We start from the raw sequence: 24,904 nt of genomic DNA on the forward strand, positions 1-24,904 counted from the left end.
GCGTGACGACCGCGGGCCTGGCGCCCGCGCTGACCGAGCACCTGCTCGACGACGTGCGGCTGGCCGTGCTGACGAGCGGGGGGACGGCCGGCTGGCGCCTGACGGGCGACACGCTGGAGATCGGCCCCCACCCCGAGCTGGAGATCAGGCTGTCGGTGCCGCTCGGCGACGCCGTCGGATTCTGGCATCCGGCCTGCGACTGGCGGCGCACGCTCGTCGCCGACTGGGCGGGATACCAGCAGATCTCGCTGGTGAACGGCGCGGCGGCCGGGTGCCTGTACGACAGCACCGGCCGCACGCTGCTGGCCTTCGCCGCCGAGGACGCCGTGCCCGAGGTGTCGATGCGGTTCGGGGTGTCGGAGGAGTCGAAGACCTTCGTCGTGCACCTGGCCGTGCCCGCGGCGCCGTATCGCGTCCACTTCGCCAGGAGCGCTCCCTCGACGGCCGCGGCGATGCGGACGCTGCGCCGCGCGCTGGGCGGGGAGGGCTTCGCGCCCCGCGAGGGAGCGCGCGAGCCCGTCTACTCCACCTGGTACGGCTTCACGCAGGACGTCTCGGACACGGGCGTCGAGCGGGAGGCCGCGCTGGCGGCCACGGCCGGATGCGGGGTGCTCATCCTCGACGACGGGTGGCAGCGGCTCGGCAGCGGGCGCGGCTACGGGGGAGTCGGCGACTGGGAGCCCGATGCCCAGAAATTTCCGGACTTCGGGGCGCATGTGGCGCGAGTGCGGGAGCTCGGGCTGCGCTATCTGGTGTGGGTGGCGCCGCTGCTGCTCGGCCCCGGCGCCGACTGTTTCGAGGAACTGGAGTCCTACGCGCCTGCCTCGGCAGGAGCGCCTGGAGCCAGAGTGCTCGACCCGAGGCGGCCCGAGGTCAGACGGCACGTGGTCGCCCTGTGCGCAAGGCTGATGAGGCTCGGCGTCGACGGGCTGAAGATCGACTTCCTCGACGAGGTCATGGTCTACGCGGGCAGACCCGCCCAAGGCGCCGACATCCAGGACGTCGGCACGGCGATGCGGGTGCTGCTGTCCGAGGTGCGTCAGGCGGTGGGGGAGACGGCGCTGCTGGAGTTCCGCCAGCCGTACGTGGGGCCTGGGACGGCCGGCCTGGCCGACCTGCTGCGGGCCGACGACTGCCCCGCCGACGCCACGGCCAACAGGGTCAGGACACTCGACGTGGGGATGCTCGCCGTCGCGGGCACCGTCCACGCCGACATGCTGATGTGGGACAGAGGGGCGGACGCGCGCAGCGTGGCTCGCCAGCTCATCGGGGCGCTGCACGCCGTGCCGCAGATCTCGGCGCGGCTGGCCGACCTGCCCCGTGCCCACCGGCGGGTGGTGGCCTTCTGGCTGGCGCAGTGGCGCAGGCTGCGGCACGTGTTGCTGGACGGCGAGGTCGAGCCGGGAAGGCCCGACGAGCTGTACCCGGTCGTGCGGGCCGCGAGCGGAGGTGAGTGCGTGATCACGGTGAGCGCCGAACGGGTGGTCGCCGTGGACACCGCCGCCCACCACTCGATCACGCTCGTCAACGGGACGGGCGCCGAGCGGCTGGTGCTGGAGGTCTCGGGGCCGGGCATCGGCCTCTCGCGCCTGTACGGACCCGACGGCTCTAGGATCGAGCCGGTGGTACGGCGGCTGGAGGCGGGTCTCGTCTCGCTGGCCGTACCTCCCTCGGGCATGGCGGTCCTGGAGGAGGAACGGTGAAGATCGGCATCACCGAGGTCGCCGCGCGCGCGGAGGTCAGCGAGGCCACGGTCAGCAGGGTGATCAACCGGCGCGCCGGGGTGTCCGCCAAGACCCGCGAGGTCGTCGAGCGGGCCATGGCCGAGCTCGGCTACGAGCGCACCACACGCGGCCAGATCGTCGCGGTGATCACGCCATGGCTGTCCAACCCGTGGTTCGCCGACGTGGCCGAGCTCATCGAGGCGGCCCTCGCTCCGCACGGGCTCAAGGGCGTGCTCTGCCCCGCCCTGCCCGGTGGCATACAGGAACGCGAGTTCGTCTCCGCGCTGGCCGAGCATGGAGTGGCCGCGGTGGTGTTCCTGTCGGCCAGCAACACCCTTGACGATCCCGACCCCGAGACCTGCAACATCCTGGCGGCGCGGCGCATCCCGTTCGTCGGCGTCAACGGAGGCTTCGAGGGCCACTCGATGCCCGTGCTGTCCACCGACGACGTCATGGCGGCCGAACTGGCCGTCGACCACCTGTGGCGGCTCGGCCACCGGCGCATCGGGATGGCCTCGGGTCCTGCAGGCAACCGTCCCGCCGACCGCAGGGTGGACGGCTTCTCCGAGGCCATGAGACGGCGAGGGGTGGACGATCCGTCCTCGCTCGTCATGCGGCAGTACTACACGATCGAGGGCGGGCAGTCGGCCACGGCCGCCCTGCTCGGACGCGGGATCACCGCCGTGGTGGCGGCCAGCGACTTCATGGCGCTCGGCGCGATCAGGGCGATCAGGCGCGAGGGCCTGCGGGTGCCCGAGGACGTCTCGGTGGTGGGCTACGACGGGTCCATGATCATGGAGTTCGTCGATCCGCCGCTGACGACCGTCAGGCAGCCGATCGACAGGCTCGCCAAGGAGGTCGCGCGTAGCGTCGTGGCGCTGGTGAGCGGCAGGGGCGTGCCCTCAGGAGAGCTCATGTTCAGCCCCGAACTCCTCGTCCGCTCCTCCACGGCCGCACCCAGGGCGTAGGTGCCGCCGCTTCTTCCGGAAGTATGCCCAGTCAATTCATCCTATGATCGGGAGAATCGCATGAGGATGTTACCTGTCCTGCTCAGCTCCTTCCTGGCTGCGGGCCCGCTGGTGGTCGTCAACCCCGGCTTCGAGAAGAACACCGAGGGGTGGACCTTCACCGCGGGCACCGGCGTGGCCACCAACAGGCCCCACGGCGGGACCAGGCTCGTCTACCTCGACGCGGGCCCGGGCAAGAGCGTCAGCCAGACGATCACCGTGCCCACCGCCGGCAGCTACTCGGTGTCGGCGTGGATCGCCACCGGTGGCGCGGGCGGCACCTTCACCGTCCTTCGCGGCGGTACGGCGGTGCGCACGGTCACGCTGCCCTCGCGCTCCACCTACGCGCGCTACACGATCTCCGACGTCGCGGTGGCCGAGGGCGAGCAGCTCGGCATCGTCTTCGGCTCGGGCTCCGGCTGGGTGAACGTCGACGACGTCATGATCTCGCCAGGAGCCAAGGCCTCGCCGGCCGTCACCTCGTCCAACCCGAAGATCGCCGAGATGTTCGAGTGGGCCAAGGCCAAGGCGGGCTCGTGGGTCCACCAGGACGGCGCGGCGGGGCCGCTCGACGTCGACGAGCGCAGGCCGTCGGGCACCGGTGAAGGCGTCTACACGCCCGCCTACTGGGCCGGCTACGCCCACCGCAGCGGCTACTACTCCCGCGACTTCGCCCACCAGCTCGCCGGCGCGCACATCCTCGGCCTCGACGCGGAGAACAGGAACATGCTGCGCTCCTTCGCGCGGTCAGCCACCGAGGAGCACAAGTACTACCCGGTGTGGGCGCTGAATTTCGACGCCTCCACCTACCTGGCCATCGACTACCGCTCGCCCACCGACTTCGTGCGCGAGGTCCCCGCCACCTTCGAGCTGGTGGAGAAGGCCAACCAGGCGTTCAGGTGGACGGGCGACCGCGCCTACGTCGACGACCCTGTGTTCTGGGACTACTACCGGCACGCGGTCAAGGAGTTCGTCGAGCTGCACGACGGACGGCTGCCCAACGGCATCGCCGAGGGCACGGGCAAGGGCATCTTCCAGGGGACGGCCAGCTACAACGAGGTCAGCGGCGAGCCCCTGGCAGAGGCGGGCGACGCGATCGGCTCGCAGTACCAGGCGTACAAGGCCATGGCCGCCCTCGCCGCCGACAAGGGTGACTCGAAGCTGTCCGGCTCGCTGGAGGAGAAGGCGCGCAGGCTGAAGGAGTACTTCAACCAGACCTGGAGCGTGAAGCAGGGCACCGGCGAGTTCGTGCGCGCCTACACCGTGGACGGCACGCCGCTGACCGGGTTCGGCAAGGAGAACAGCTGGTTCATGCCGATGAAGGGCATCATCGACGCGGGCCCGCGCAACGACGCCTACCTCGACTTCGTCGACGCCGAGGCGTCGGGGGCGGGGCGGCCGCGCAACATCGAGGCCGTCACCTACCTGCCCGACACCTTCTTCAGGCACAACCGCGCCGAGACGGCGTGGAAGTGGATGCAGGACGTCTACGACAAGCGCGAGGACAACCACGTCAGCTCGCGCCAGGGGCTGAACGGCGACTACCCGGAGGTGCCGTTCACGCTGGTCAGCCAGACGGTGGAGGGGCTGATGGGCATCCAGCCCGACGCCCCGCGCAGGACCGTGGCCACGCTGTCCAGGCTGCCGGGGGACATCGGCTGGCTGGAGGTGGCCGACGTTCCCGTCGGCGACGGCAAGGTCACGGTGCGGCACGACGGGACGTCGTCGAGCACCTTCACCAACGGCGGCTCGTCGAAGGTGTTCTGGCAGGCCAGGTTCCTCGGCGCGCACCGGTGGCTCGAGGTCGACGGGCACAGGTTCCCGGGGAGGCGGCAGGTGATCGACGGGGTGACGTACACGGTGGCCAAGGTCCCCGTCCGCCCCGGGCAGACCGCCACCGCCAAGCACGCATCCTGACCAGGGGCGCCCGCCGTACCTGCTCGGGGGTACGGCGGGCCGCTCAGGTCCGACTGCGAGGGACGGCAGGCGCGCCCGTCGGTCTGTGGTGCCGCTGACTGTGGGGGCGGCCGGTGTGGTCGGCGTTCTTGAGTGCCCCGGCTCGCGGGAGACTGTAAAGCCGCTGATCGTGAGGGGCGGCGGGCCTGCTCGGTGTTCTGGAGTGCCGCCGATCGCGGGTCCGTAGTTGGGGTGGTCACGGAGAGTGCCGTTCGGGGAAGAGTCATGTCACCCCGAGGGCGCGACGGGGTGAAATGTCGGTGGCGGCGCGTAGCGTGCCGGTTGTGAACCGTACCGATCGGCTCTACGCGCTTGTCGAGGACCTGCGCGCGATCTCCCCCAGGTGCCGGTCAGCGCGCCAGCTCGCCGAACGCTTCGAGGTGAGCGTGCGCACGATCGAGCGCGACATCGCCGCCCTTCAGGAGTCGGGCGTGCCCATCTACGCCGAGCCGGGCCGCAGCGGCGGTTACGCGGTCGACAAGAACCACTCTCTGCCGCCGCTCAACTTCACCCCCGCCGAGGCCGTCGCCATCGCCATCGCCCTCAGCAGGGCGGGCGACCAGCCGTTCGGCCGCCAGGCGCGCAGCGCGCTGCGCAAGGTCGTCGCCGCGATGCCGGGCTCGGAGGGTGAGCTGGCACGAGAGCTCGCCAGCCGCGTCCAGCTCGTCGCCCCCGTCGAGACCGGGGAGGAGATCCAGCCGCTGGGGCGCGCGGGCGTCTCCCGCGTCATCGAGGACGCCCTGCTGCGCCGCCGCGTCCTGCGCCTCGACTACGCCGACAGGAAGGGCGCGCTCACCTCCCGCGACGTCGAGCCCGGGGTCTTCCTGGGCGGCCGGGGCGGATTCTGGTACCTGGTGGCCTGGTGCCGCCTTCGCGACGACGTCCGCGTCTTCAGGCTCGACCGCATCGCGAGCGCCTCCGTCAGCGACGAGCGCTGTCCCGACCGGCCGCTCGAGGGCTACGTGACGGACGTCCCTGACATGATCGTTCACGGCACTCTGCTCGATTAGTCCTTCGGAAACACCGACATAGGGTTGTCGCCGTCGCGACTTATCGTTGCCTTGTTCGAGAAACTCGACGGCTGGAGCTCCTGTGGTCAACACCGTGTCGTGGTTCGAGGTCGCCTCCGGCGACCCCGAGGGTGAGTGGCGCCCCTCCGGCGACCTGTCCGGCCGGCGCCTCGCCGAGCCGGCCGGCTGACCCGCGTCACCCCTGTCCGCTGAAGGGCGTCGGACCTTTCCCTCCGACGCCTCGTCAGGCGCCTTCCCCGCCGCGGACGTGACGCGTACCGACCGCCCATCCGGGCGGTCGCCTCCCTGGGCACGCCGCCAACCGCCGAGCGGCGGCGCGCCCAGGGCATTCCCACCCCTCGGCACCGGCTTACCTCAGGGACACTCGGGACCCCACTCGATGTAGGAGATCGGGATGCTCTTGGAGTACGAGCCCCGGCCCTCGTCCCAGCCCCTGTGGATGCAGTTGACGAAGGTCAGGCCGCTGTACCTGGAGCCGGTGTAGGCGTAGACATGGTCCGCGCCCGCATGCACGGCGCCGTTGTCGAAGTAGGCCCTGACCGGAGTGCTGTAGCAGTTGGTCGACCCGGAGTTCGGCGTGGAGCACACCCTGTTGGTGGCGGCCAGATCGGTGTAGAAGCACATGTACTTGGGCGGGCAGCGCCGAGCACGGCCTGTCGCGATCAACGCTGACCGTCACCCAGAAACTGCCGCGCGCCGTGCAACTCAGTCTGAAGCCGTCGCTGGGTCATGGCGCAGTCCAAGCGCACGTCTACGGGGCCGGGCAACCTGGTGTCCGCCCGCCGGCCTGAAGGCAGACGGTCCGCGTCGAGGCCGTCGCGGCGAGCGATGAGCAGCCCAAGCTCGTATCGGCTCACGGCATCGGCTCCGGCGACGTGGTGGATGCCGCGATACTCGGATGCGGCCAGTTCCAAGAGCGCCGCAGCAAGGTCAGCCACATGTACTGGACACCGCACGTCATCGGTGAACAGCACTCCTCTCGCGCGGCCGGTGGCAAGCGAACGCACCAGGGCCTCGTGTGGGGAGGCGCCGTCGCCAATGATCAAGGAAGTCCGGGCTATCACCGCAGTCGGCGCGATCGCGCTCACCGCCGTCTCGGCGGCGCCTTTGGCCGCACCATACGGGCTGATCGGGTCAGGGACGCACGTCTCGTCGTAGCGAATCGCGGCGCCGGAGAAGACCGCGTCGCTGGACACATGGACGAGGCGTCCACCCGCCATGGAGACAGCGAGAGCAACGTTCGCTGCGCCGGTCGCCGTGGTCGTCCAATCCGTCTGCCGGAAGGCGGTGTTGATGACCGCCTCCGGGCGGAAGGCGGTGTTGATGACCGCCTCCGGGCGGAAGGCGGTGTTGATGACCGCCTCCGGGCGGAAGGCGGTGTTGATGACCGCCTCCGGCCGGAAGGCGGACATCAGCTCATCGATGTTCTCTCGTCGGCGCACGTCGAGCGGCAACCACTCAACGCCGGCGCTCTCTCCAGCTCGGGTCAGGTACGTCGCAACCGCCTCGTGTCCTGCCTGCGAACACTGTCGAGCGAGCTCGCTGCCGAGCAAGCCGCTGCCGCCGACGATGAGGGTCCTCATGGCCGGTCACCATGACCAGCCGTTCCGAGACGGCCGCCTGGCTCAAGGCCCGTTTCCGCGGTCGGAAACAGAGCTCTTGTCACAGGTGAGCTGTCTGACCTGGCGCGGACCGCATCGCCTGGTGCCAGTGCGTGAGTTCTCTCGTTCCGCAGGGCAACGAGGACTTCCCGGCGGCTCATCGGACGAGATCGTCTCGGGTCTGAGCCGTTCAGGACCTCAGCTGTCTAGCGCTGCTTGAGGCGGAGTGCTTCTTTGCGGGCCTCGGCCTGGATGGACCGCTCGCGCTCCAGCCACGCCGGGTTCTCCGCCTTCAGCTCATCGATCTCAGCGGTGGTGAGCGGTCCGGTGATCCCGCCTCTGGCCAGGCCGGAGATGGAGATCCCGAGCTTCGCGGCGACGACCTGCTTGGGGTGCGGGCCGTTGCGGCGCAGGTCAGCGAGCCAGGCGGGTGGCGTCGACTGCAACTCGTTCAGCTCGTCCCTGGAGACGACACCCGCCTGGAACTCGGCGGGAGTGGCCGAGAGGAGGACCCCCAGCTTCTTGGCCGCGGTCTCGGGCTTCATCGTCTGGATGGTCTTCGGTTTGGGCGAGGTCATGGCGTCGAGAGTAGTCAGTCGGAACGGGTTCCCCTGACATCGGTACCCTGAGGAAGTGACTGATGGGGAGATCGGCAGGGTGTTCCGGCTGGCGTACGTGCCCGGGGTGACCCCCGCCAAATGGGTCAACGTCTGGACCGAGAGGATGTCCAGCGTGCCGCTCACCCTGGTCGAGGTTCCCCCCGCCGAGGTGGTGCGACTTCTGCGGGACGGCGGCGCCGACGCCGGATTCGTCAGGCTGCCGGTCGACCGGGACGGGCTCAGCGTGATCCCTCTGTACGTGGAGACCACGGTGGTCGTGGTGCCAAAGGACCACGCGGTGGCCGCCGCCGACGAGGTGACCATCGCCGACCTGACCGACGACGAGGTGTTCCATCCTCTGGACGACACCATCGACTGGACGCTCCGGCCCGGGCTGCCCGCGTTCAGCCGCCCGGCCACAACGGCGGACGCTGTCGAGCTGGTGGCGGCCGGCACCGGGCTTCTCCTGGTTCCACAGTCGCTCGCACGCCTTCACCACCGCAGGGATCTCACTTACCGGCCGGTGACGGACGCGCCGCAGTCTCAGGTCGCGCTGGCCTGGCCCACGGACGCGACCACGGACCTGGTGGAAGATTTCATCGGCGTCGTCCGCGGCCGGACGGTGAACAGCTCGCGGGGCCGTACCCCCGCCTCCGCTGCGGAGAAACCGGTACGGCGGCAGGCACAAAAGCCCGCACAGAATGGCTCCGGCCGCCGTGCCGTACCGGCCAGCCGTAAGAAGAAGGGCCACCGGCCCCGGTGACCCGCAGCCCCGAACCTCCGGTTCGGAGCCGGCAATGCCGGAGGGCTCGCCGCCGAGGAGGCAACTGCCGGCCATGAGGGTTCTCATGGCCGGTCACCCAGCTGATCAGGCTCCTCGAGGCGGCCGCCAGACTCGCACTTTTCGCAACCAGTTAATCGCCACTGGCACCCGAACGGCGCACAGATGGTGCTGCTTCACGGAATCTGGCACCAAACTCCGTGAAGCGGTCACTTAACGTCATCGAGAAGCCGCTGGAAGAGACGCTTGCCCGTACGGTCAGCCGCGCTGGGCGGGCGAGTACAGGATCTCTACCCGGTCACTGCAGGGCCGCTCAGAGGCGGCCTAGACGGAATCGGCGAGCTGGCCACGGATCGCGCCATCCTGGAACTCCGCGTTGTGGACGTTGGTGTAGAACTGGCTCGGATTCCGGACGATGTCCCGCAGCTCCTTGTGGGTCAGCGTGGTGTCCTGGTTCTCCTTCGTCTGATGCCTCACGGCGCGGATGCAGTCGCTCGCGAAGCCGTCGGTGGGCGTTTCCAGCGTCACCACGATCCCACCCGCCACTCCCGCCGCGCCCTCGTGGATGTGCGCCGCGGTCGCGGGTTCGATGTTGTGGGCGGTGATGACGTAGCAGAGCGACTTGTCGCTCACCTGCCAGGCGAAGATGCCCACGCCGTCCGGATCGCCGGGACCGGGAACCTCCTGAGCCCCGGTCATCTTGACGACCTCGTAGGGCGACGGGTCGCCTGTGGTCGCGCCGGCCGTGCCGGGGAAGACGGCCGCTGCCGCGGCGAGTGCCGGAATCAGGATGATCGACTTGATCAACGTACTCTCCTTGGTGACTATGAGTAGCGATACGCTACTTTGCGTAATGTATCCGAGTTCTGCCGAAGTGAAACCGTGCTGTCATGAGCGGGATCGTCAAGGAAGCGACATGCCCGACGACGACCTTGTGCCGCCCGACACGCGGAGCCTGGAGGCGTGGGCGAACCGGCCTTTCGGCTGACGGGGACCATGCATCGTCCGTGAGGCGGGTACCCCGTACACGACGGCCTCGACGGTTGGGTCGGGATGGAGGCGTGGTCACCGCGGCGCGGAGGCGGAGGCCCGTGGACCTCCGGCTTGGCCGACCGCATGGCAAACGTCTCAAGGTCGGCCCGAAGAGAGGGACTCGACGGCCGGTGACGCTGGTCTGGATGTCGAGATTCGGCACTTCCACGGTCCAACGGGCCACCGGAACGGCTGGTGAGCAACTCGATTGCCCGCAGCGCACGGCTCACGACATGATCAAGTATGACGGTGACACGGGAGCTGCTCGCCTACCACGAACAGGACAGGGAACACGGCCGGCTTCGTGAAGGGCGTGACCGGTTGGAGTTCTGGCGGACACAGGATGTGCTGCGCCGATCGCTGCGGCCTGCTCCGGCCCGGGTGCTCGACGTGGGAGGCGGCACCGGGGTGCACGCCGAGTGGCTGGTCGCCGACGGCTACGAGGTCGAGCTGCTGGATCCGGTCCCGCTGCACGTGGAGCGGGCCTCGGAACTGGCCGGGGTGACGGCGCGGCTGGGCGACGCGCGGGAGCTTCCGGTGCCGGACGCGAGCGTCGACGCGGTCCTGCTGCTGGGCCCGCTCTACCATCTGGCCGAGCGCGCCGACCGGGTGCGGGCGCTGGCCGAGGCCCGGCGCGCCGTACGGCCATGCGGACTGGTCGCCGCCGCGACCATCAACCGCTACGCGGCCGTGCACGACACGGTCCACACGGGCTCGTACACCGAGGAGCGACAGCGGGAGACGGCGCACGCGGCCGCGAAGAACGGGATCATGCTCTCACCAGGGCGTGGGTTCCCCGCCTACTTTCACGACCCTGACGAGGTCCCGGGCGAGTTCGCCGACGCAGGCCTCCCCGCCGCAGAGCGGTACGGCCTCGAAGGCGCCTTCTGGCTGTACGGCGACATCGACGAGTGGCTCGACGATCCGGAACGCCGCACGCTGCTGCTCGATGCCCAGCGCTCGATGGAGTCCGTCCCGTCACTGCTGGGGGTGAGCGGTCACCTGCTCACCATCGCCCGGCGGCCCGGCGCGCAATGACGGGCATGCCACGATCGAGCCTGCGGCCAGGGAGACGGTCCGGCAGGTGCTACTGGACCCGCGCAGCCAGGGCGATCCCGGGGTGTTCGAGCTTGCCTGGGAACTGGTCGACCTCTATGACGACGACGAACTCGACGACGCGGTCGAGCTGCTGACCGAGGTACTCAACGCCCACCCCGACCAGCGCTTCGCCCTGGGTGCCCTGCGTGCGGCCCACCGCGACGCCGAGGGCCTGGCCGAGATGGAGGCCCTCCATCGCGACATGTCGTTCCTGCTACCGGAGCGCCGCGACCTCCCTTTCTAGTACCTGGCTCCGGCTTTCCTCGCCGAACAGGGTCACACCGACCGCGGCGCGCTCCTGGCCAGGGAGGGGGCCGCTCTGGCCAGAAGCCTCGGCCTTGAGGAAGAGGCCGAGCGGATCGAGGAGCCCAGCCCCGATCCCGAACATCGGCAGCAGTCGAGCGCCCGCCTCGGGAGCGCGATGGAGGAGTTGCTCAGCGCAGCCGGCACTGGCGCCACGCCCTCAGGGAAACGTGCGCTGGGTGGGGAGCGCTCCAGGTTCCGGATGGCCTATCTCCCCGCGCGGGAGTAGGCCAAGGGCCTGGCCGAAGGGCTGCTCGACGCCGCATTCCCCCTCGACCACGAGGACTACCGTCGCGAGCTGGAGTCATCGCTGCACGACTCGGCCGAGCTGCGCAAGGTCTCGGTGGTCGCGATCGACCTGGCGGAGGTCGACGCGTTCGCCAAGCGGACGGGACGCGACCTCCGACGCCGAAGTACACGGCTGGCCTACCTGTCCACGCTGCCGGACCGGGACGCGATCTCCTGGCCGCCGGAGCGCAACACACCCTGCTGGTGCACCTCTCAGCGTAAGTACAAGAAATGCTGTGGCCGGCCCGGATTCCGCGACCAGCCGGTGCCCGACCGAGGGCGGGCCATCCTGCGTGTCGATGGACCACAGCCGCTCCGGGTGCAGGTGCCCTCCAAAATTCGGCTTGACCGGCTCCACGCGGTGATCGACGCCGACGCGGGCGGCCACTACAGCTTCTCGATCCAGGACGGCGAAATCGACGCCGACCGGGCTCCGCACGCGACCCTTTCACAGCTCGCCAGCGAGCCCGGCCAGTCGTTCGGCTATCACCACGGCCGCGACCACAGGGTGACGGTGGAGGAGATCGTCCCGGTGGACCCGGCGGACAACCAGCCCCGGGCGATCTAGCGACACGCTGTCTCGATGGGTGACCCCCATCGTGCACGGCCCTCCTCGAGCCTGGAGCCGACCGCTTCGGAACGGCGACCTCGTGCAGGCCCGGCCCCATCCGTCGGCTGCGTCCAAATCCGGACCCAGGCCCCGCAGGGGGGCCGGACCCGGGCGACAGAGCGGGCGCAGACCCGGCGTTTGCGGTCCGTCGGCCCAGGGCTCCGGCTCAAGCAAGTCCGGCACACGGGCCAGATACCGCAAGGCATCCTCGGGGGCCGAAACTCACGCCAGTGTCTCCCGCGCGGCCATCAGCGCGAAGCCCAGCAAGTTGAGCCCCCGCCACGTCGCAGGAGAGGTGGCTCGCTCGTCATCGGCGGTCAGGCCGATCCCCCAGACCCGATCGAGGGGGCTGGCCTCGACGATCACCCGGTTACGCGTGCCAAGCAGAAACTCCTTCATCACCCGACCTTCCTTCACCCACCGGGCCCGAACCCCTTTTGTCGGTGACTGCTGCGATCATGCCGCTCACGTGATCAAAGGAGTGACAATGACAGAGACCCCCACGGAATTCTCCTGGCTCTCCGACTGCGAAGCACTGGGTGAAATCTACTGCGTGTCCTTCGTCCGAGACCTCCCCCCAGAGGAAGTCCTCCGCCGGTTCGGCGTCGACGAGAGCACCATGGAGGAGGTCACCTTCGATGAGTTGGACGACCGCTCGGCGGAGAGCATGAGGGCCGACGCGGCCGGTTACATCGGCGCCGTGAAGATCGGTGACTGGACCGTGGTCATCGAACCGGGGGGATGGCAGATCGCCGTCGACTCCAAGATCGGCGCCCGGGTCTCGCGAGGAGCCGAGGTCGTGTCGGTCTGCAGTCACGACTTTGCTTCGGACACGTTCGCTTACATAGTCGACGGCACGCCGGTCGTCTGGTTCGACCCGATGTTTCCGGACGAGCGGTCGGGCAGCGATCCAGACCGCTTCATCGAGGAGATGCGCCAGGTAGGACTGGACCCCGATCACGACATCGATGGTCCGGGCATCGACTTTCCCATCCCGAGTTCGTTCGCTCTGGCAAGCAAGATCACCGGGCTTCCCTTTTCCCCGGACATGCTGGGCCTACGGTTCCTCGGCGCAGAACCCCTTGAGGAATGATCGGCAGGACCATCCGGAGACCGGTCTGCCGGCGGGCTCAGCATTCATGGGATAGCAGGTCAACGCTGCGCACTCCGAACCAGCGCTTTCGAGACGTCCACCACCACGTTGAAGCCCTGCTCCTCGGTCATGAGGCGACTGAGGATGCGGGCTCGTTCCACGGGGTCGCTCATCTGGGCGACTTCCCTCAGCGTCTTCAGATCCATCCGTGCAATGCCTCCTCAGCGACTGACGAGAGCCGGTTTTAGCCCCCCTAGTGCAAGGGCTAAGGCCAGGTTCTACCCGCGCCTTTAGCCCCTCTGAAGTCAGGGACCAAGTAGGACTACCGCCATGGGAGCACGGTGCTGGAACACCGCCCGCAACGGGGGTTCAGAACGCATCGAGAGCTTTGGGGCGTCAACGACGCAGAACCAGATCGCTGCCGTGCCCAGGAACGGCAGGGGCCACAAGCAGTGCTATCGGCAGACATGCTGCGCGACGCACTGCGGCGAGAGCACGACATACCAGCGGACACGCACGACGGGTACGGCATGGCGCTGGTCTCGGTGTGGGTCGGGCTGGTGTGGTGCGATGGCGAGTGGTTCTGGTGGCGGTCGGGGTGGGACGAGCGGCGCAAGCGAGCCGTCTATGCCCGCTATCCGGCCATGGATCCATCACGGGCCGCTCGGCGGGTCGCCTCGCGCTACGCCGACCTACGAGAGAAACAACCACTGCCGGCCGTATCTGATGACGTGGGGACAGCGAGCAAGGCACCAGAGTGACATCGCCTCGGCAGGTGCCGGGCGTGCGGGCCAAGATCGTGGACCTGCTGCACAGCCCTGCTCGGACCCGCGCCTCTGGCGCATGGCTGATCGGTCAGCGTGGAACCGTGGTCATGGTCCTGCGCAACGGCACCCTGGCTCTGTTCGAGCTCGACGCCGAGGCCGGTGAGCTGCCGGGCGGTGTCCGGCGTTGGCCGGTTCACTGGGACGACCTGCTCGTGTACGGCACGCAACCGGAGCACGACCATCCCGTCGACGGTTACCGGCTCGGGCTGTCCGGCTCGAGGCGGCAAACGGTGCAGCACGCCGTACCACTCGACGCGAAGATCAGCTTGTGCGGAGAGCCGGTGTATTCGTTGCCGGTGTGCGGCTGGTCGATGCCGTTCTCACCCACCGCGGACCGGGCTTGCCCAGAGTGCGTTCGCCTGGCGGCGCCCCCATGAGCACCGCCGTCGAACGAGCTGGGCCGTCGCGCCGTTGCTCGTGGTTCGGTTCTTCCACCACCCACTTGTGTGGCCCGACCGAGGTGTCCACTCCGAGCGGATGCCGTTCTCACGCGGCTCCCACGTGGCCTTCACCCACGGCGCGCAGACGGAGTTGACGCTGACCGAGGGACACGAACAACGCGGTGTCGGAGTCGGGGGGTACGGACCTCAGCCCGTGATCCATGCGTCTTCGGAGTGCAGCGGCGGGGCGAGCGAAGCGCATCAGACCGACCGGTGATCATGCAGGGAGCTGCGGCGATGGGCAAGATCTTTGGGAGTTAGTCCCCCACTTAGTCGCTCAGGCCCCGTTTCCGCAGTCGGAGACGGGGCCTTTTCGCAGGTGGGCGGTACTGGTATCGAACCAGTGACCCCTCGCTTGTAAGGCGAGTGCTCTACCGCTGAGCTAACCGCCCCTGATCGGCACTACACCTTACGACACCGCGGGCGCCGATCGCACATCCATTGTCCACCCCGTGCCGGCCTCAGGCACGCCCGCCGCCCTCCAGCCCAGCAGGGCCGCGCCCAGCATGCCCGCGTTCACCCCCAGTGCCGCCGCCACCAGCGGAGGGGCCTCCCTGAAGGCCAGGCGCTTGACCAGCCTGGTGCGTACCGGGTCGAACAGGGCGGGGCCCGCCTCGGCGAGGCCGCCGCCGAGCACGATGACGGAGGGGTCGAGCAGCAGCGTGTACGTGGCCAGCGCCAGCGACAGCGCCTCCACCGCCTCGTCCCACACCTCGATGGCCAGCGGATCGTCGGAGGCCACGACCTCCTCGGCCTTCACCCCCGCGATGCCCGAGCGCTCGCTGTAGCGGCGTCCGACCGAGGCTGCCGAGGCGTAGGTCTCCAGGCAGCCGAGCTGCCCGCAGGCGCAGGGCTCGCCGTCGGGGAAGACGGGGATGTGGCCGATCTCGCCGCCCCAGCCCTCCGCGCCGCCGTACGGCCGGCCGGAAAGGATCATGGCGCCGGCGATGCCGGTGCCGATGGGCAGGAACAGGAAGTCGGAGATCCCGCGCCCCGCGCCCAGCACGCTCTCGGCCAGGCCGCCGGTGCGGACGTCGTGGCCGAGCATGACGGGGACGTCCATGTCCACGAAGGATCGTGCGGGCACGTCGCGCCAGCCGATGTTGGCGGCGTAGATCGCGCTGTCGGCCGTGACGAGGCCGGGTACGGCCACGCCGACCCCGGCGGGCGGGCCGTCGCCCCTGGCCGCCAGGTCGGAGACGAACTCTCTGACGGCGCCCACCGCCTCGTCGCCGCGCAGAGTGGGACGACGGTCGGTCACCAGCACCTGACCGTTCTCGCTGACGAGGCCGCCCTTCATGGACGTGCCACCGACATCGAGCGCGACAACGTAGGAACTCATAGCGGTCATCCTGAGGGGCAGGGGCAGGTCAACGGCTATGAACGATAGCGCACCTAATGTCGAGAAAGACCCAGCACTCTGTTGAGTGCCGCCTCGACCTCGTCGGCCAGGCCGGGAAGCGGCGTCGAACCCGTGGGCGCCGACAGTCGCGCGAGCCGTACCGAACCGCAGGAGCGGCACTCGACCTCGCCGAGCCGGCAGATGAGCGACGAGGAGCCACAGGACTCGCACACGTCGAGTTCGAGGTCGTGAGACAGCTGGCAGTCCGGGCAGATGAGCACCTGGACCTCGCCGCGGACCCCGCGCCGCCACGGCGAGACGCCGCGGACCGGGTCGGTCTGCCGGGCCCCGCACTGGTAGCAGGGCATGGTTTCCCTCCGTTACGACAAAGCCTTGAGATAGTCGGCGACGTCACGCGCCGAGGAGATCGGATTGACGACCGACCACCTGATCACGCCCTCGCCATCGATGAGGAAGGTCCCGCGCTTGGCGAGCCCTCTCTTCTCGTCGAAGACACCGTACGCCTGAGCGACCTGTCCGTGGGGCCAGAAATCGGATAGCAGGGGGAATTCGTACCCCTCCTGCTCCGCCCATGCCCGCTGGGCGAACATCGAGTCGACAGAGACGCCGAGCACCCGTACGTCGGCGGGCAGCTGGGGGATGAGCTCGTCGCGCACCTGGGCGAGCTCGCCGCGGCACACGCCGCTGAAGGCCACCGGATAGAAGATCAGCAGGACGCGCCCGCCGCGCAGGCCTGAGAGCCTGACCGGCGTGCCGTGCTGGTCGGGCAGTTCGAAATCGGGAGCCATACGGTTCATCCTGCCGTACGGCCCTGGGGGCCGCACGGCAGGCTCAACGTCTGACTAGCGCCGGCCCTTGGGCGCCACAAGCCTGGTCCCCGACCAATCGGGTGCGGCGGAGATGCTGCTGGTCTGGGAGAGGCCCGCCGTGGTGGCGTCCTCCCCGATGTCGCTCGGCTCCACGTGGCCGTCTCTGCCTGCCTTGGGAGTCAGGAGCCAGATCTGGCCCGCGTCGGCCAGTGATCGCATGGCGTCACTCAGAGCGTCGAAGAGGTCCCCGTCGCCATCGCGCCACCACAGCAGCACCACGTCGGCGACTTCGTCGGTGTCCTCGTCGAGTAGCTCGGTGCCGGTCAGGTTCTCGATGGACTCGCGAAGCTCTTCGTCGCAGTCCTCGTCCCAACCGATCTCCTGCACCACCTGACCCGGCTTGAGGCCGAGTCGTTCGGCCAGGCCGCGCTCGCCCTGCGCCTGACCCGCGGTCGCGCTCACTTGTATCCCTCCTGATATGCGGTCATCGCTTCGGGACAGTCCACACGCTGTGACCCTCAGTCGTCAACGGTCGCCACGATGACGGCCGTACTCGAGACGGATTAATCAGACAAAAACGACAGGCGAACCTGGCGTTCACGGTTGTCGACGTTGAGGTCGACGATGGCGATCGACTGCCAGGTGCCCAGGGCCAGCCGCCCGCCCAGCACGGGGACGGTGGCGTAGGGCGGGATGAGCGCCGGCATGACGTGCGATCTGCCGTGGCCCCTCGAGCCGTGGGCGTGTCGCCATCGGTCGTCGGCCGGCAGCAGGTCGCCGAGCGCCGCCAGTAGGTCGTCGTCGCTGCCCGCGCCGAGCTCGATGATCGCCACCCCGGCCGTCGCGTGCGGCACGAACACGTGCAGCAGCCCGTCGCCGCCCACCGATCCCGCGAAGGACTGGCACTCGCCGGTGATGTCGTGCACCGTCTCGCGCGACCCGGTGGTCAGCGAGATGATCTGGGATTTCACATGGAAATCCTACTTGGGCTCGACCACCGCGTCAGGGCCGGGAAAGACCAGGCCGGTGTGGCCGTCGTCGAACCTGACCATGTAAGGCGGCCCGCCGTCCGTGCCGCGGACCTCGATGATCTCTCCGATCCGGTCTCTCTCGCCCACGGTGCTCCCGTGCACGTGCAGCCGGTCTCCTACCGTCGCGTTCATACCTCCACCTTCGTACGGCGGGCGCGATAGGAAAAGGGCCTTCAGCTCACAGAGCGGGTGTCCGAATGATGACCGAAACGTTACCCGCCCACTGACCCCTTCTCCTGTGGCGCTACGCTGACGCGCGGCCTGTCGCGGAGGCCGGTCGGCGCCTCGACGCCTTGCCAGAAATTTCGTAGCTTTTCCGGGGTTGTTAAATCCGTACCTAGATGTAACCTTTGGTGGCGATTCGTCCTACCATCGGTGGTCTAGGCCACCATTCATGGCCCTGCCAGCAGGGACGTTCTGGTTACCGGTCAGTAGAGATGCACTTTCCGGAGTTAGCGACCAGGATGGAAGGCGACCCAGACCAGACATCAGTCGATCCTCGGAAGGCGAGACCCAGTGGCTTCCGGACGCCAGCGTTTCTCGATCATCAGCGACGGCCTACCCAGCCAGCTGCCTGATGTCGACCCCAGCGAGACCAACGAGTGGCTCGAGTCCCTCGACAACGTCATCAAGACGGAGGGGCGCACCCGCGCCCGCTACCTGATGCTGCGCCTGCTGGAGCGGGCCCGAGAGCACCAGGTCGGCGTGCCCGGACTGCGCAGCACCGACTACATCAACACCATCCCGCCCGAGCGCGAGCCCTGGTTCCCCGGCGACGAGCACGTCGAGCGCCGCATCAGGGCCTACATCAGGTGGAACGCCGCGGTCATGGTCTCGCGCGCGAACGCGCGCACCAACGTCGGCGGCCACATCGCCACCTACGCCTCGGCCGCCTCGCTGTACGAAGTGGGCTTCAACCACTTCTTCCGCGGCAAGGACCACGGCGAGTCCGGCGACCAGGTCTTCTTCCAGGGTCACGCCGCGCCGGGCATCTACGCCCGTGCCTTCCTCGAGGGCCGCCTCAACGAGGCGCAGCTCGACGCCTTCCGCCAGGAGCTGTCGCACGGCTTCCACGGCCTGCCCTCCTACCCCCACCCGCGGCTCATGCCCGACTTCTGGGAGTTCCCGACCGTGTCGATGGGCCTGGGCCCGATCGGCGCGATCTACCAGGCGCGGTTCAACCGCTACCTGCTCAACCGCCAGATCAAGGACACCTCGCGCAGCCACGTCTGGGCCTTCCTCGGCGACGGCGAGATGGACGAGCCCGAGTCGCTCGGCGCCATCGGCCTGGCCGCCCGCGAGGAGCTCGACAACCTCACCTTCGTCATCAACTGCAACCTGCAGCGGCTCGACGGCCCCGTGCGCGGCAACGGCAAGATCATCCAGGAGCTCGAGTCGTACTTCCGCGGCGCGGGCTGGAACGTCATCAAGGTCGTCTGGGGCCGCGACTGGGACCCGCTGCTGGCGGCCGACGTCGACGGCGTGCTGGTCAACCAGATGAACACCACGCCCGACGGCCAGTTCCAGACCTACTCGGTCGAGTCGGGCGCCTACATCCGCGACAACTTCTTCGGCAGCGACCCGCGCCTGCGCAAGATGGTCGAGCACCTCAACGACGACGACATCCGCAAGCTGTCGCGCGGCGGCCACGACTACCGCAAGGTCTACGCGGCCTTCAAGGCGGCCCGTGAGCACGTCGGCCAGCCGACGGTCATCCTCGCCCAGACCATCAAGGGCTGGACCCTGGGCAAGGACTTCGAGGCGCGCAACGCCACGCACCAGATGAAGAAGATGACCAAGGCCGAGCTGAAGGAGTTCCGCGACCGGCTCTACCTGCCGATCCCCGACTCCGCGCTCGAGGGCGACCTGCCGCCGTACTTCCACCCGGGCGAGAACGACGAAGAGATCGCCTACATGAAGGAGCGCCGCGCGGCGCTGGGCGGCGTGCTGCCCAGGCGCGTGGTGCGCGCCAAGTCCCTCAAGCTGCCGGGCGACGACGTCTACAAGCAGTTCGCCAAGGGCTCGGGCAAGCAGCAGGTGGCCACCACGATGGCCTTCGTCAGGCTGCTCAAGGACCTCATGCGCGACAAGGAGGTCGGCAAGAGGTTCGTGCCGATCATCCCCGACGAGGCCCGCACCTTCGGCCTCGACGCGATGTTCCCGACGGCGAAGATCTACAACCCGCACGGCCAGACCTACGAGGCCGTCGACAGGGACCTGCTGCTGTCGTACAAGGAGTCGACCGAGGGTCAGATCCTGCACGAGGGCATCAACGAGGCGGGCTCGATGGCCTCGGCGACCGCGGCGGGCACCTCCTACGCCACGCACGGCGAGCACATGATCCCGATCTACATCTTCTACTCGATGTTCGGGTGGCAGCGCACCGGCGACCAGATGTGGCAGATGGGCGACCAGATGACCAGGGGCTTCCTGGTCGGCGCGACGGCGGGCCGCACCACGCTGAACGGCGAGGGCCTGCAGCACGAGGACGGCCACACCCCGCTGATCGCCTCGACGAACCCGGCCTCCATCTCCTACGACCCGTCGTGGGCGTTCGAGACGGCCTACATCGTCAAGGACGGCCTGCGCAGGATGTACGGCGAGCAGCCGGAGAACGTCTTCTACTACCTGACCGTCTACAACGAGCCCTACGTCCAGCCGGCCGAGCCCGCGGGCCTCGACGTCGACGGCCTGCTGAAGGGCCTGTACAAGTTCGCCGACGGGCCGCAGACGCAGGGGCCGAAGGCCAACATCCTCTCCTCGGGCGTCGCGGGCCCGTGGGCGATGGAGGCGCAGCGCCTGCTGGCCGAGGACTGGGGCGTGTCGGCCGACGTGTGGTCGGCGACCTCCTGGTCGGAGCTGCGCCGCGAGGCGCTGGCCTGCGACGAGCACAACCTGCTCAACCCTGACGCCGAGCAGCGCGTGCCGTACGTCACGCGGGCGCTCAGCGGCGCGCAGGGGCCGTTCGTGGGCGTCAGCGACTACATGAAGGCCGTGCAGGACCAGATCTCGCAGTGGGTCCCAGGCGACTGGAGCTCGCTCGGCACCGACGGGTTCGGCCTGTCCGACACCCGCTCGGCGCTGCGCCGCCACTTCCACGTCGACGCCGCCTCGATCACCCTCGCGGTGCTCACCAGGCTGGTCAAGCGCGGCGAGCTCGACGCCGAGGTGCTGCGCGAGGCGATCGCGCGCTACCACCTGAAGAACGGTGTCACCGAGGCCGGTGGCGCCGAGAGCAACGACACCCAGTCGATGGGCGTCTGACCTTCGCTCCAGGGGAGCCCGTGCCGTCCGCGGCGCGGGCTCCTGGTTTTTCGCCGGAAGTTTTTCCGCGCAGTCGCGTCATGGATGGGCGGGGGCGCTGTCCTGGATGGTGAGGCGGCGTGTTCAGGAGGGGTGCACGCCGCCTCGCCGTCCATGCCGGGGCGCGACAGCGCCTGCCGCCTTGTTCGCGCGAGGCGGGCGCGCCGGAGCTAGCGTGGGAGGCGCTGCGGTTCGACGGCGAAAATTCCCGGTCAAGGGGAGCATCTGCCGATGAGGACGCGCGCGGGGCGGCGTGTTCCTCGCCCGGGATTGTGACAGGATTTTGTCGCTACTCGATATCGGGGGATATTTTTCATGCGCTGGACTCTCACCACGGTCACCGTGACGGCAGGGCTGTCCATCTCGCTCGTCGCCTGCGGCACCTCCGCGGGCACCTCCGCGGGGGCCACGCCCAGCGGTTCGGCCTCCGCATCGGGCTCTGAACCCGGCGCGGCCCAGGCAGGGAAGATCGCCTGGGGCGCCTGCACGGATCTGAGCAGGCCGGGCGGTGACTCGCCCGCCACGCCGGCCGCCACCATGCAGTGCGGGAAGCTGGCCGTGCCGCTCGACTACGGCAAGCCGGACGGCGAGACGCTCGACCTGGCGCTGATCAGGATTCCCGCGACAGGCCCCGGCCAGCGCATCGGCTCGCTGGTGTTCAACTTCGGCGGGCCGGGCGCGTCGGGCGTCGACACGATGGCGCAGGCGGCCAAGGCGTTCCGCACGCTCGGCGCGCGTTACGACCTGGTGAGCTTCGACCCGCGCGGCGTGCAGCGCAGCCGCGGCGTCACCTGCGGCACCGGCCCCCAGATGGACTCCTACGTCTCGCTCAACACCCTTCCTGCCAACGCCGAGACCAGGACCAGGAACGAGGCGGCCACGCGGGAGTTCGCCCAGCTGTGCGAGAAGGACTCAGGGGAGGTCCTGCCGTACGTCGGCACCGTGAACGCCGCCCAGGACCTCGACAGGATGCGCGTCGCGCTCGGCGACGCCAAGCTCAACTTCTTCGGCATGTCGTACGGCACGCAGCTCGGCGCCGTCTACGCCACCAAGTTCCCGAAGAACGTGGGCCGCACCGTCCTCGACGCCCCGCTGGACCCCAGCGTCACGTTCTACCAGCGCACGATGGCGCAGACCAAGGGCTTCCAGCAGGCCTACGAGAGCTTCCTCAAGCAGTGTGTCGCCGAGGGCTGTGAGCTCGGCCCCGACACCGCGACGGCCAACAGCAAGATCGACCGCCTCATGGAGCGGTCGGTCTCCGCCCCGCTGCAGGTCGGCGACCGGCTGCTGACCCAGGGCCTGGCCAGCACCGCGGTCGCCGCCGCGCTCTACTCCAAGCTGACCTGGCCCTTCCTCGAGAACGCGGTGGCCTCGGCGCTGGCGGGCGACGGGGGTGCGCTGCTTTACCTGGCCGACACCTACACAGGGCGCAAGCCCGACGGCAGCTACTCCACCGAGATGTCCAGCTTCCCCGCCATCACGTGCGTCGACAGCGCCGAGCGGCCCAGCGAGGAGGAGCTTCTCCGCACCGAGGAGGCGGCGCTGAAGATCTCGCCGCTGTTCGGCAACGCCGGGGCGGGCTCCATGTGCTCGGTCTGGCCGGTGCCCGGCAGCGACGAGGCCAGGAAGGTCGACGCGACGGGGTCGGGGCCGATCATGGTCGTGGCGGGCAAGGGCGACCCCGCCACGCCGTACCAGTGGGGCCCGAAGCTGACCGAGCAGCTCAAGACCGCCACGCTGCTGACGTACGAGGGTGAGGGCCACGGCTCCTACCTGTCGGGCAGCCGCTGCGTGGCGGGGGCTGTTAACGCCTACCTGCTGGAGGGCAAGATGTCGGACTCCGGCGCCTCCTGCCCTGCCTGACGGCGGCGCGGGGCCACCTGCCCTCGCGTGAGCCTCCGTAGGCGCCCAGCCGAAGCCGCAGCAGCCGGCCCGCGAGACGAAGCGCGGGGCGGCTGTCGCGGATCGGACCCTGAAAGGTCCCATGGCCGCGCGGAGTGAGGCGCAGGGGCGGGTGGCTCCCAGGGCCGGCATGCCGCCGTCAACGAGCACGGAGGCGCCGGTGACCAGCGCCACCTCGCCCCGAAGCGCCCGGAAGGGACCGCCGCGCAGTGGCCTCGAAGGAGCCGGGCCCCTACGGCCGGCGAGATCAGCCGCCCTGGGTGTAGACGGTCTTCCAGCGCGAGCACTTGCCGACAGGGCGCTTGGCCGTGCCGCGGCAGACCTTCACCCTGATCTGCAGCACGCCCCCCACGTCCTTGCGGAAGGTGCCCGTGCCCGTGACGCAGTTGTAGACGCCGTGCGTCCGCCAGCGGCCGTTGCCGGCGTTCTGGTAGCGGATGAGCGCCCACGAGCAGCCCTTGCCGTAGGAGTCGTCGAGGTTGCCCGACACGACCAGCCCCGACTGGCCGACCGAGACCTTGCCCCACGCCGTGGCCCACCCGTCGGTGGAGTGGACGGCGCCCCACTTCCACACGGTGACGGGTTCGGCGGAGGCGGCGGGCGAGCAGGACAGGGCGAGCGTGGTGGCGGCGGTCATGCCGATCAGGACGCGGGCACCGATGCGCACGAGGGTCTCTCCAAGCTGGAAGAACGGTTGTCGACCCTTCAGAGGTATCCCCGCGCGCTTGCGTCCGGCTTGGAGCCGGATGTGAGCGCCGGTGGGAGGGCCGGAAATGGCCGGGAAAATGTCGGTGCCTTAGGGAAGAATCATGCTCACTATGGCGATCTCCCCTCTTCTTCCCTTCACCCCCGTGCGCTCGCCCTCGGGCGACATCGTGGTGTTCTACACGGGCACCGAGCCGCGCATGACGCCTGAGCAGGCGCTGGCCTTCGCCGACCAGCTCAGGGAGATGGCCGCGCCCGCCGGCCTGGTCACCGCCACGGCGGCGCTCTGACGGCGAAGGCTGGTCACACTGGAACCATGAGTCTGTATGTGGAGCTGGCGCTCACCGCGGCGGAGAAGGACAGAGTCCGCTCGCTCGCCGGTGAGGTCCCCGTGTGGTTCGCCCAGCCGAAGGAGCACACCGACCGGGATTTCGAGGCGTTCGCGCGTGCGGAGGTCGCCGTCGGCAACTGCCCGCCCGAATGGCTGAAGCAGGCGGCGAGCCTCAGATGGCTGCAGCTGCCGTCCATGGGGATCGACAGGTACGTGGGGCTCGACTGGGCCGAGCTCGGGCGGCGGATCACCGTGACGAACCTGACGGGCACCTTCGCCGACCCCGTCGCGCAGACCTGCCTGGCCGGAATCCTCGCCCTCTACCGGGGCGTGGACGAGCTGTCCAGGCTGGGGGAGCGGCACCAGTGGTCGACCACCCCGCTGCGGCCGGGGCTGCGGCTGCTCACCGGCGCTTCGGTGGTCATCCTCGGCGCGGGCACGATCGCGAGGCGGCTGGCCGAGCTGCTCGCGCCGTTCGGATGTGAGGTCACGCTCTACTCGCGCAGGATGACGCCAGGCGAGCTCGACGCCCTGCTGCCCGCGACCGACGTGCTCGTGGGGCTGCTGCCGGGCACGGAGGAGACCGCCGGGCTGGTCGACGCCGCGCGGCTGGCCCTCCTGCCGCGCGGGGCGATCTTCGTCAACGCCGGCCGCGGTTCCCTGGTCGACGAGGACGCGTTGGTGGCCGCGCTGCGGGAGCGACGGCTCGGCGGGGCGGTGCTCGACGTCACCGCGACCGAGCCGCTACCCCCCGACCACCCGCTGTGGAGCTGTCCGCGCACGCTGCTGACCCAGCACACGGCGGGCGGCTCCGACCAGGAGTCCGGCCAGATCCTCGAGGTCTTCGAGGACAACTGGCGCAGGTTCACGTCGGGGCGGCCGCTGCGCAACATCGTCGAGTGGTCAAGGGGCTTCTAGCGCCGGGGCTGCGCCCGGGAGCGGAGCGGCTGCTGGAGCTGATCGCCGGCCTGAAGCTGGGGCGGCGCATCATCCTGGAGCGGCTTCCCTGATACGTTCTCCGACGTGATCGTCATCACATTTGACCGATTCGTAATCAACCGCCCCCTTGT

28 protein-coding genes and 1 tRNA gene are annotated in these 24,904 nt (G+C 69.3%); 15 read left to right on the plus strand and 14 right to left on the minus strand.

Annotation, left to right across the window (positions count from 1 at the left end; genetic code table 11):
- Positions 1 to 2 precede the first annotated feature (2 nt).
- The 4 genes from ABFX55_RS01445 to ABFX55_RS01460 all read left to right on the plus strand — a co-directional run bounded on the left by ABFX55_RS01445 (position 3) and on the right by ABFX55_RS01460 (position 5,697).
- Positions 3 to 1,703 carry a glycoside hydrolase family 36 protein gene (locus tag ABFX55_RS01445; protein ID WP_346116820.1) on the plus strand — a complete coding sequence of 567 codons (1,701 nt, stop codon included), beginning with the start codon at positions 3 to 5 and terminating at the stop codon, positions 1,701 to 1,703.
- Complete coding sequence (locus tag ABFX55_RS01450; protein WP_346116822.1) at positions 1,700 to 2,692, plus strand: LacI family DNA-binding transcriptional regulator; 993 nt, start codon at positions 1,700 to 1,702, stop codon at positions 2,690 to 2,692. The genes ABFX55_RS01445 and ABFX55_RS01450 overlap by 4 nt, the downstream gene beginning before the upstream one ends.
- Positions 2,693 to 2,752: 60 nt before the next feature.
- Positions 2,753 to 4,648 (plus strand): CBM35 domain-containing protein, encoded by a 1,896-nt coding sequence (locus ABFX55_RS01455; RefSeq protein WP_346116824.1) that lies wholly within the window; start codon positions 2,753 to 2,755, stop codon positions 4,646 to 4,648.
- Between the two features lie 323 nt (positions 4,649 to 4,971).
- The gene (locus ABFX55_RS01460; protein ID WP_183646863.1) at positions 4,972 to 5,697 is read left to right on the plus strand and encodes a helix-turn-helix transcriptional regulator; all 726 of its coding nucleotides are present in this window, start codon (positions 4,972 to 4,974) and stop codon (positions 5,695 to 5,697) included.
- Between the two features lie 375 nt (positions 5,698 to 6,072).
- Here the strand turns inward: ABFX55_RS01460 and ABFX55_RS01465 are convergent, their stop codons facing one another.
- From ABFX55_RS01465 to ABFX55_RS01475, 3 genes are all read right to left on the minus strand, one after another.
- Positions 6,073 to 6,384, minus strand: coding sequence for a hypothetical protein (locus tag ABFX55_RS01465; protein WP_346116826.1), 312 nt, complete (start codon positions 6,382 to 6,384; stop codon positions 6,073 to 6,075).
- Entirely contained in the window at positions 6,381 to 7,301 is a 921-nt protein-coding gene (locus tag ABFX55_RS01470) for an SDR family oxidoreductase (RefSeq protein ID WP_346116828.1), read from the minus strand. The genes ABFX55_RS01465 and ABFX55_RS01470 overlap by 4 nt, the downstream gene beginning before the upstream one ends.
- A gap of 224 nt (positions 7,302 to 7,525) precedes the next feature.
- Positions 7,526 to 7,897: a DUF5997 family protein gene (locus tag ABFX55_RS01475; protein ID WP_346116830.1), complete on the minus strand. Its 372-nt coding sequence runs from the start codon at positions 7,895 to 7,897 to the stop codon at positions 7,526 to 7,528.
- Between the two features lie 55 nt (positions 7,898 to 7,952).
- Between ABFX55_RS01475 and ABFX55_RS01480 the strand changes: the two genes are divergently transcribed.
- Positions 7,953 to 8,681: a LysR family substrate-binding domain-containing protein gene (locus ABFX55_RS01480; RefSeq protein WP_346116832.1), complete on the plus strand. Its 729-nt coding sequence runs from the start codon at positions 7,953 to 7,955 to the stop codon at positions 8,679 to 8,681.
- Between the two features lie 342 nt (positions 8,682 to 9,023).
- Here the strand turns inward: ABFX55_RS01480 and ABFX55_RS01485 are convergent, their stop codons facing one another.
- The gene (locus tag ABFX55_RS01485; RefSeq protein ID WP_346116834.1) at positions 9,024 to 9,506 is read right to left on the minus strand and encodes a CHRD domain-containing protein; all 483 of its coding nucleotides are present in this window, start codon (positions 9,504 to 9,506) and stop codon (positions 9,024 to 9,026) included.
- A 468-nt stretch (positions 9,507 to 9,974) separates the two neighbouring features.
- Here ABFX55_RS01485 and ABFX55_RS01490 point away from each other — a divergent pair, with 468 nt between their 5' ends.
- The 3 genes from ABFX55_RS01490 (at position 9,975) to ABFX55_RS01500 (ending at position 11,988) form a co-directional block, all read left to right on the plus strand.
- The gene (locus ABFX55_RS01490) at positions 9,975 to 10,769 is read left to right on the plus strand and encodes a class I SAM-dependent methyltransferase (protein WP_346116836.1); all 795 of its coding nucleotides are present in this window, start codon (positions 9,975 to 9,977) and stop codon (positions 10,767 to 10,769) included.
- 46 nt (positions 10,770 to 10,815) lie between these two features.
- On the plus strand, positions 10,816 to 11,073 hold the full coding sequence (locus ABFX55_RS01495) for a hypothetical protein (protein ID WP_346116838.1): 258 nt from the start codon (positions 10,816 to 10,818) through the stop codon (positions 11,071 to 11,073).
- A 402-nt stretch (positions 11,074 to 11,475) separates the two neighbouring features.
- Entirely contained in the window at positions 11,476 to 11,988 is a 513-nt protein-coding gene (locus ABFX55_RS01500; protein WP_346116839.1) for an SEC-C metal-binding domain-containing protein, read from the plus strand.
- A gap of 264 nt (positions 11,989 to 12,252) precedes the next feature.
- Here the strand turns inward: ABFX55_RS01500 and ABFX55_RS01505 are convergent, their stop codons facing one another.
- Complete coding sequence (locus ABFX55_RS01505) at positions 12,253 to 12,429, minus strand: NADAR domain-containing protein (protein ID WP_379479148.1); 177 nt, start codon at positions 12,427 to 12,429, stop codon at positions 12,253 to 12,255.
- 88 nt (positions 12,430 to 12,517) lie between these two features.
- Here ABFX55_RS01505 and ABFX55_RS01510 point away from each other — a divergent pair, with 88 nt between their 5' ends.
- Complete coding sequence (locus ABFX55_RS01510; RefSeq protein ID WP_346116840.1) at positions 12,518 to 13,123, plus strand: DUF6461 domain-containing protein; 606 nt, start codon at positions 12,518 to 12,520, stop codon at positions 13,121 to 13,123.
- Between the two features lie 59 nt (positions 13,124 to 13,182).
- Here the strand turns inward: ABFX55_RS01510 and ABFX55_RS01515 are convergent, their stop codons facing one another.
- On the minus strand, positions 13,183 to 13,329 hold the full coding sequence (locus ABFX55_RS01515) for a hypothetical protein (protein WP_346116842.1): 147 nt from the start codon (positions 13,327 to 13,329) through the stop codon (positions 13,183 to 13,185).
- Positions 13,330 to 13,590: 261 nt separating this feature from the next.
- Here ABFX55_RS01515 and ABFX55_RS01520 point away from each other — a divergent pair, with 261 nt between their 5' ends.
- Together ABFX55_RS01520 and ABFX55_RS01525 are read left to right on the plus strand one after the other, a co-directional pair.
- Positions 13,591 to 13,884: a hypothetical protein gene (locus ABFX55_RS01520; protein ID WP_346116844.1), complete on the plus strand. Its 294-nt coding sequence runs from the start codon at positions 13,591 to 13,593 to the stop codon at positions 13,882 to 13,884.
- Positions 13,885 to 13,907: 23 nt separating this feature from the next.
- On the plus strand, positions 13,908 to 14,327 hold the full coding sequence (locus ABFX55_RS01525; RefSeq protein WP_346116846.1) for a hypothetical protein: 420 nt from the start codon (positions 13,908 to 13,910) through the stop codon (positions 14,325 to 14,327).
- 383 nt (positions 14,328 to 14,710) lie between these two features.
- Here the strand turns inward: ABFX55_RS01525 and ABFX55_RS01530 are convergent.
- The 7 genes from ABFX55_RS01530 to ABFX55_RS01560 form a co-directional block, all read right to left on the minus strand.
- Positions 14,711 to 14,782, minus strand: a tRNA-Val gene (locus tag ABFX55_RS01530).
- Positions 14,783 to 14,799: 17 nt separating this feature from the next.
- On the minus strand, positions 14,800 to 15,732 hold the full coding sequence (locus ABFX55_RS01535; protein WP_346116848.1) for an ROK family protein: 933 nt from the start codon (positions 15,730 to 15,732) through the stop codon (positions 14,800 to 14,802).
- Between the two features lie 53 nt (positions 15,733 to 15,785).
- On the minus strand, positions 15,786 to 16,100 hold the full coding sequence (locus ABFX55_RS01540) for a hypothetical protein (RefSeq protein ID WP_183646786.1): 315 nt from the start codon (positions 16,098 to 16,100) through the stop codon (positions 15,786 to 15,788).
- A 12-nt stretch (positions 16,101 to 16,112) separates the two neighbouring features.
- The gene (locus ABFX55_RS01545) at positions 16,113 to 16,550 is read right to left on the minus strand and encodes a peroxiredoxin (protein ID WP_346117009.1); all 438 of its coding nucleotides are present in this window, start codon (positions 16,548 to 16,550) and stop codon (positions 16,113 to 16,115) included.
- 45 nt (positions 16,551 to 16,595) lie between these two features.
- The gene (locus ABFX55_RS01550) at positions 16,596 to 17,024 is read right to left on the minus strand and encodes a DUF3052 domain-containing protein (RefSeq protein WP_183646783.1); all 429 of its coding nucleotides are present in this window, start codon (positions 17,022 to 17,024) and stop codon (positions 16,596 to 16,598) included.
- Positions 17,025 to 17,125: 101 nt separating this feature from the next.
- Entirely contained in the window at positions 17,126 to 17,533 is a 408-nt protein-coding gene (locus ABFX55_RS01555) for a YjbQ family protein (protein ID WP_346116850.1), read from the minus strand.
- Positions 17,534 to 17,542: 9 nt separating this feature from the next.
- The gene (locus tag ABFX55_RS01560; RefSeq protein ID WP_183646777.1) at positions 17,543 to 17,725 is read right to left on the minus strand and encodes a DUF1918 domain-containing protein; all 183 of its coding nucleotides are present in this window, start codon (positions 17,723 to 17,725) and stop codon (positions 17,543 to 17,545) included.
- Positions 17,726 to 18,109: 384 nt separating this feature from the next.
- Between ABFX55_RS01560 and aceE the strand changes: the two genes are divergently transcribed.
- Together aceE and ABFX55_RS01570 are read left to right on the plus strand one after the other, a co-directional pair.
- Entirely contained in the window at positions 18,110 to 20,857 is a 2,748-nt protein-coding gene (gene aceE, locus ABFX55_RS01565; protein ID WP_346116852.1) for a pyruvate dehydrogenase (acetyl-transferring), homodimeric type, read from the plus strand.
- Positions 20,858 to 21,211: 354 nt separating this feature from the next.
- On the plus strand, positions 21,212 to 22,759 hold the full coding sequence (locus ABFX55_RS01570; protein ID WP_346116854.1) for an alpha/beta hydrolase: 1,548 nt from the start codon (positions 21,212 to 21,214) through the stop codon (positions 22,757 to 22,759).
- 286 nt (positions 22,760 to 23,045) lie between these two features.
- On the opposite strand, the gene ABFX55_RS01575 is transcribed toward ABFX55_RS01570, so the two are convergent.
- Entirely contained in the window at positions 23,046 to 23,465 is a 420-nt protein-coding gene (locus tag ABFX55_RS01575) for a hypothetical protein (RefSeq protein WP_346116856.1), read from the minus strand.
- Between the two features lie 142 nt (positions 23,466 to 23,607).
- On the opposite strand from ABFX55_RS01575, the gene ABFX55_RS01580 reads away from it, so the two are divergent.
- Complete coding sequence (locus ABFX55_RS01580) at positions 23,608 to 23,793, plus strand: hypothetical protein (protein WP_183646764.1); 186 nt, start codon at positions 23,608 to 23,610, stop codon at positions 23,791 to 23,793.
- Between the two features lie 26 nt (positions 23,794 to 23,819).
- The gene (locus tag ABFX55_RS01585) at positions 23,820 to 24,752 is read left to right on the plus strand and encodes a D-2-hydroxyacid dehydrogenase (protein ID WP_346116858.1); all 933 of its coding nucleotides are present in this window, start codon (positions 23,820 to 23,822) and stop codon (positions 24,750 to 24,752) included.
- Positions 24,753 to 24,904: the final 152 nt, after the last annotated feature.

Origin of the sequence: Nonomuraea roseola, from assembly GCF_039535395.1 — a bacterium.
GTDB classification, from domain to species: Bacteria; Actinomycetota; Actinomycetes; order Streptosporangiales; family Streptosporangiaceae; genus Nonomuraea; species Nonomuraea roseola.

Coding starts and splice junctions, on each gene's coding strand:
- ABFX55_RS01455 (WP_346116824.1), top strand. CDS start 2,753: ATGAGGATGTTACCTGTCCTGCTCAGCTCCTTCCTGGCTGCGGGCCCG.
- ABFX55_RS01470 (WP_346116828.1), bottom strand. CDS start 7,301: ATGAGGACCCTCATCGTCGGCGGCAGCGGCTTGCTCGGCAGCGAGCTC.
- ABFX55_RS01475 (WP_346116830.1), bottom strand. CDS start 7,897: ATGACCTCGCCCAAACCGAAGACCATCCAGACGATGAAGCCCGAGACC.
- ABFX55_RS01490 (WP_346116836.1), top strand. CDS start 9,975: ATGACGGTGACACGGGAGCTGCTCGCCTACCACGAACAGGACAGGGAA.
- ABFX55_RS01505 (WP_379479148.1), bottom strand. CDS start 12,429: ATGAAGGAGTTTCTGCTTGGCACGCGTAACCGGGTGATCGTCGAGGCC.
- ABFX55_RS01510 (WP_346116840.1), top strand. CDS start 12,518: ATGACAGAGACCCCCACGGAATTCTCCTGGCTCTCCGACTGCGAAGCA.
- ABFX55_RS01515 (WP_346116842.1), bottom strand. CDS start 13,329: ATGGATCTGAAGACGCTGAGGGAAGTCGCCCAGATGAGCGACCCCGTG.
- ABFX55_RS01520 (WP_346116844.1), top strand. CDS start 13,591: ATGCTGCGCGACGCACTGCGGCGAGAGCACGACATACCAGCGGACACG.
- ABFX55_RS01535 (WP_346116848.1), bottom strand. CDS start 15,732: ATGAGTTCCTACGTTGTCGCGCTCGATGTCGGTGGCACGTCCATGAAG.
- ABFX55_RS01540 (WP_183646786.1), bottom strand. CDS start 16,100: ATGCCCTGCTACCAGTGCGGGGCCCGGCAGACCGACCCGGTCCGCGGC.
- ABFX55_RS01545 (WP_346117009.1), bottom strand. CDS start 16,550: ATGAACCGTATGGCTCCCGATTTCGAACTGCCCGACCAGCACGGCACG.
- ABFX55_RS01560 (WP_183646777.1), bottom strand. CDS start 17,725: ATGAACGCGACGGTAGGAGACCGGCTGCACGTGCACGGGAGCACCGTG.
- ABFX55_RS01570 (WP_346116854.1), top strand. CDS start 21,212: ATGCGCTGGACTCTCACCACGGTCACCGTGACGGCAGGGCTGTCCATC.
- ABFX55_RS01580 (WP_183646764.1), top strand. CDS start 23,608: ATGCTCACTATGGCGATCTCCCCTCTTCTTCCCTTCACCCCCGTGCGC.
- ABFX55_RS01585 (WP_346116858.1), top strand. CDS start 23,820: ATGAGTCTGTATGTGGAGCTGGCGCTCACCGCGGCGGAGAAGGACAGA.